Genomic DNA, 4,311 nt, shown 5'->3' with positions numbered 1-4,311 from the left:
CAGCACTAGTAGCAGCACCAGCAGCTCAAGTACATGAAGATCAAGCAAATTTAGAAGAAGTGCTAAGGAACAAACAGCAGTCTGAGAATGAGAATCATGAAAATTTTTTAAGCAGTGTTTCTCAAGAGCTTAATAATATAGAAGTAGGAAAAGGCATTTTAAAAACTCTACAGGATAAAGATGACAAATTTCTTGAAAAATTAAGTAATTTTCGGAAAAAAATAGAAGAACACAAAAAAGAAAAAACATCTGCAGAAGAAGTGCTAAGGAACAAACAGCAGTCTGAGAATGCAGAATTTTTACCAGTACATGAAGATCAAGTGGCCGCACTTTTACAAGCACCTGCAGATCCAGCACTAGTAGCAGCACCAGCAGCTCAAGTACATGAAGATCAAGCAAATTTAGAAGAAGTGCTAAGGAACAAACAGCAGTCTGATATAGGAGAGATTATTCCTTCTAATCTAGTGAAGGATTTCTTCTGGTAATAGAGTAGAAGTTAAATGTTTAAACGCTAAATATTCAATAATCGATGATGCCTTCCATTTAAAACAGAAATTTTCTGAACGAGAAAAGTTTTTTAAATATGGAGGGCACTTATAGGTTCTGAACGTTAAGATTGAATTGCATTTTAAGAAATTTAGAACCTAATATTTTATTTACACAAATTAATTTATTGTTATCGCGCTATGGAATTTTATATCGCGATTTTTTAGTAAATTCGTTGACATTTTTGTATTTTTCTATACAATAAAGAAACTAAAAATTAATAAAGAGTTTAGATGAATGATAAGGTTTTACTAAGTTTAATTTTTTTAATTTTTGAAAATTTTTTTGTGGGAAGCGCTGTTTATGGATCTAGTCCAAAAAAAGAAACCACTGGTTTTATTGAAGATGTTTCTGTAGCTAATGATAGTGACACCAACGCAGTTGGTATTTTCTCTTCAGAAATGGAGGAATTTAATTATGTTTTGATTAACGCGCTTCAAAAATCAGATGATGAGATAGGGGATTTTGATTCTTCCAAAGAGGTTATAGGAAGATTTGATCGCTGGTTACGTGTTCCAGAAAATTTTCACCAGATAGCGAATTGTTTTGATTCTTCTGTTGCTCATTTAGGGCGCGCCTTAGAGCAAGCTGATTCAGTTAGAGTATTCGAAACTCTAGCTGTATTAAAAAAAAATAGTTTTCCTATTCTAAATTACGTTTTATCAGTTTTAGATTCTACACCTCAGTCAAGTCATCTAGATGCCAAATTTGTTCAATTATGCAAAACTCTAGATCAAAATGCGCAAAACTACCAATCCGAGAGTTTTTTTTTAAGTTCTTCTTGCGTTCCGTCTTCTCCCGTTCAAAACTCCTCTGAGTCTTTTTTTAGCAAGCTCTGTAAAATTTTTAAACGTATGATAGGATTCAAAGATGAGGAAGTAAGTGTTCAAACAGTTAGAAATGTTATTCGAAAAAGTAATAATATTGATGCAAATAAAAATAATACTTTAGGTTCAGCTTTGTCTATTTTGAATTATATTTTTATTCAAAATTCCAAAAACGAAAATATTGTTCATAATATTAATAAAAAAGTCATTTATGATAGTTTAGACGATCTAAACATGAAAAACAAAAATTTATTAGGGGAAGTTTTATTTAAAATCTTTACAAAGACAGAGAATTGTGGAACAAATTTCTTGCACGCTTTATATGCGTTAAAAAATATTTGTTCTTGGAATTCAAGTCAAGACGATCAAACACATTTATATTTTGAACAAAATATTGCAGATTATGCTTTGCGTAAATTTATAAGTTTTTCTTGTCCTAATTTAGAAAAGTTATCTAATGTTTTGGATCGTTTCATTTTAGCTGATTCATCTTCGCATGCTAATTTAAAGGATTGTTCTTTCTCTAACGGCGAGGGAGAAGCTATAGAAACATTTTTTTACGTTTTATTCAATGAAATTTCAGATATTCATTCCAGTTTTTCTTCATCTTTTGATTCAAAACCACGAAGCAGATTAAGTATGGATCGTCATTCAAGGCAATATAGAAGTTTGGGTATGGATCAGCATTTAAGCAGAGTTTCAGGAGAACGTTTTAGCACAGCTGCCAGTTATGATGAAAGAAGAAATTCAGGACAATCTATTTTAAGTATGAACCGTAATTTAGAAGAAAACTTGAATAGGGATAGTAGTCTAGGCATAGACCGTAACTCAGGACGATACAGCAGTTTAGGTATGTATTATACTATAGAAGACGATTCAGAGCAGTGTGGAAATTTAGGAATAGAGAATCTAAGCAATATCTCAAGGACAAAGAGCAGGTTAGATATTTCCTTTGATGAAATATATGTAAAGCTTACATCTGTTTGTGATGCTATATTAGAGCGTAAAAATCCCACTTTGTTTTGGAGTGCGCTGTTTGCCTTAAACAAAATTGACCAAAAATATTCCCTACAAACCGTTTCTAATAAAAATCGTAAAGAAAAAGAAAATTTTAGAAAGGTTTTTGATTATTTATCAAGAGGTGTCGAAGAAGACTTTTTTCATCTTGGTTTACCAGGTTTATTAAATGATGAAAATCCAAAAAATTTTCATACTGGATTAGATATTTTAGGGAAAAGTTACTTTGAAAATTTTTGGAAAAAAAACGCAATTAAAGTTTTAAAAGACTCTTTAAGTACAATAAAAATAGAAAGAATCGATAGAATAATTTTGTTATTATTAGATAAAAAAATTGACTTGAACAGTTTTTATTCGATATTGGATGAATTAGATTTAGAGAGAGTTGAGCGTATTATTTCGGTAGTATTGGAAAAAAAAGGAAATTTGTTTTTTTCTTTTATTACCACTCCCACACTTTTTTCCAAACTTTTAAACGTTTTTAAAGAAAAATCTGATCTTTTTAATAAAACTTTAGAACATTTTATTAATTGTAATCACTATAGAATGCTTAATAGAGAGTTTTTTTTGGAAACTGTTTTTTGTTTATATGAAGATTCAAGTATTTTTCATCGTTTCTTAATTTTTTTATCAGATTTTTATAAAGAAAAAGAATCTTCAGATTCTTGGATTTTTTCTTTAAGGACTAATCCGAATTTTTTTGGTCATGCTTTGGTCGCTTTTGAAGATACCTTAAGAAACCTTGACAAAGAAAGTTTGGATATCGAAAAAAATCGCAAAAATTTTGATACGGACATTTTTGAACGAAAAAAACTAAAAGAATCTTCAAATAAGACATTACTTTTATTGTTGGAAAATTCTGGGGTTAATTCGTGTATTGTTCCGGCACTCGTTGCTTTGTGCGGAAAAAAAATTACTCCTGATCACATTATATCTGCTTTGTTAAACGAAAAAGGAGATGACAAGCTTGGACTCGCTTTAGATGCTTTAGAGCGCGTTAATAAATATTGTTTTCGTGATGTTTTATACGGTTTGATAAGAAAAGCAGGAATTACGAAAAGCACTTTGATTAAGAAGGTTAAAAAAAGCTTAGAAGATGCTAATGATTCAGTTTGTTTAGATACAATTCTTAAAAAAATAGAAATTGATTAGCCCCTGTATTGATGTAATATAGTAAAGCTTGGATGGAACAAGAATGATTTATCCAAGCAATTTAAACGATCATAGATGGGTAAGGATCATTTGTGATGTGGAGAATATGGAATAGTGTGGTAATATCAGCAAAAACGAGAAGAAAGAGCTTATTAATAGTATTACGCATGAAAAAGATCGGCTGCCAGCGCATGCTTACTAATGAGTTTCTTCCATACTTGACTGTGCATTCGCTTTATTGAAGATGCAGAATCAAAGGAGCAAGAGAAAAAGTTCAGAGTAAGGTTGTTAAGACCAGTCGAATAAAGGGTGATCGAAGTGCGAACCCAAGCTATGGTATGGTGCACACAACATAAAATAGTTATTAGTCAAGAAAGAGTGCTTCTGTGGTGCGTAGTTATTTCTTTGATAATCTTGTTCAATGGGGGGTAAGATAGGATGTATAGTAATTTAGCCTGAAGATAGGATTTGGAAGAAAGCAGAAAAAGCCTCATAAAGTTTATCAAATGCATTAATTTTGCATTTAATTACATACTCCCCCTCACTTTTTTGAAGGGGCTTTAAAAGATCTGAAAGACAGGCTATTTTATTAAAAACAAACAACAATGTTTAATGCAAATGAACCTTCTTCGTACTTAGTGTGATCGATCAGCGAAAGGTTCAGCATCCTGCGCTGATCCACAAGATGAACGCTCCAGCTTCAATAAAATCCAAGCTTGAACGCGTCAGGCGTTTTTTTAAAAGGACAAGGAATTGATTCTGGACTCTT

2 protein-coding genes are annotated in these 4,311 nt (G+C 31.4%); both read left to right on the top strand.

Going from position 1 to position 4,311, the window contains the following annotated elements; all coding sequences use genetic code 11:
* The coding region (locus K737_RS09770) for a hypothetical protein (RefSeq protein WP_035574659.1) at nucleotides 1-485 on the top strand (485 nt) is incomplete at its 5' end.
* Nucleotides 486-779: 294 nt separating this feature from the next.
* Nucleotides 780-3,542, top strand: coding sequence for a hypothetical protein (locus K737_RS00425; RefSeq protein WP_006304504.1), 2,763 nt, complete (start codon nucleotides 780-782; stop codon nucleotides 3,540-3,542).
* Nucleotides 3,543-4,311 lie beyond the last annotated feature (769 nt).

Origin of the sequence: Holospora undulata HU1 (assembly GCF_000388175.3) — a bacterium.
Taxonomy (GTDB): Bacteria; Pseudomonadota; Alphaproteobacteria; order Holosporales; family Holosporaceae; genus Holospora; species Holospora undulata_A.
Note: the sequence above shows the minus strand (reverse complement) of the source record. Positions and strands in the feature narration are given on the sequence as shown.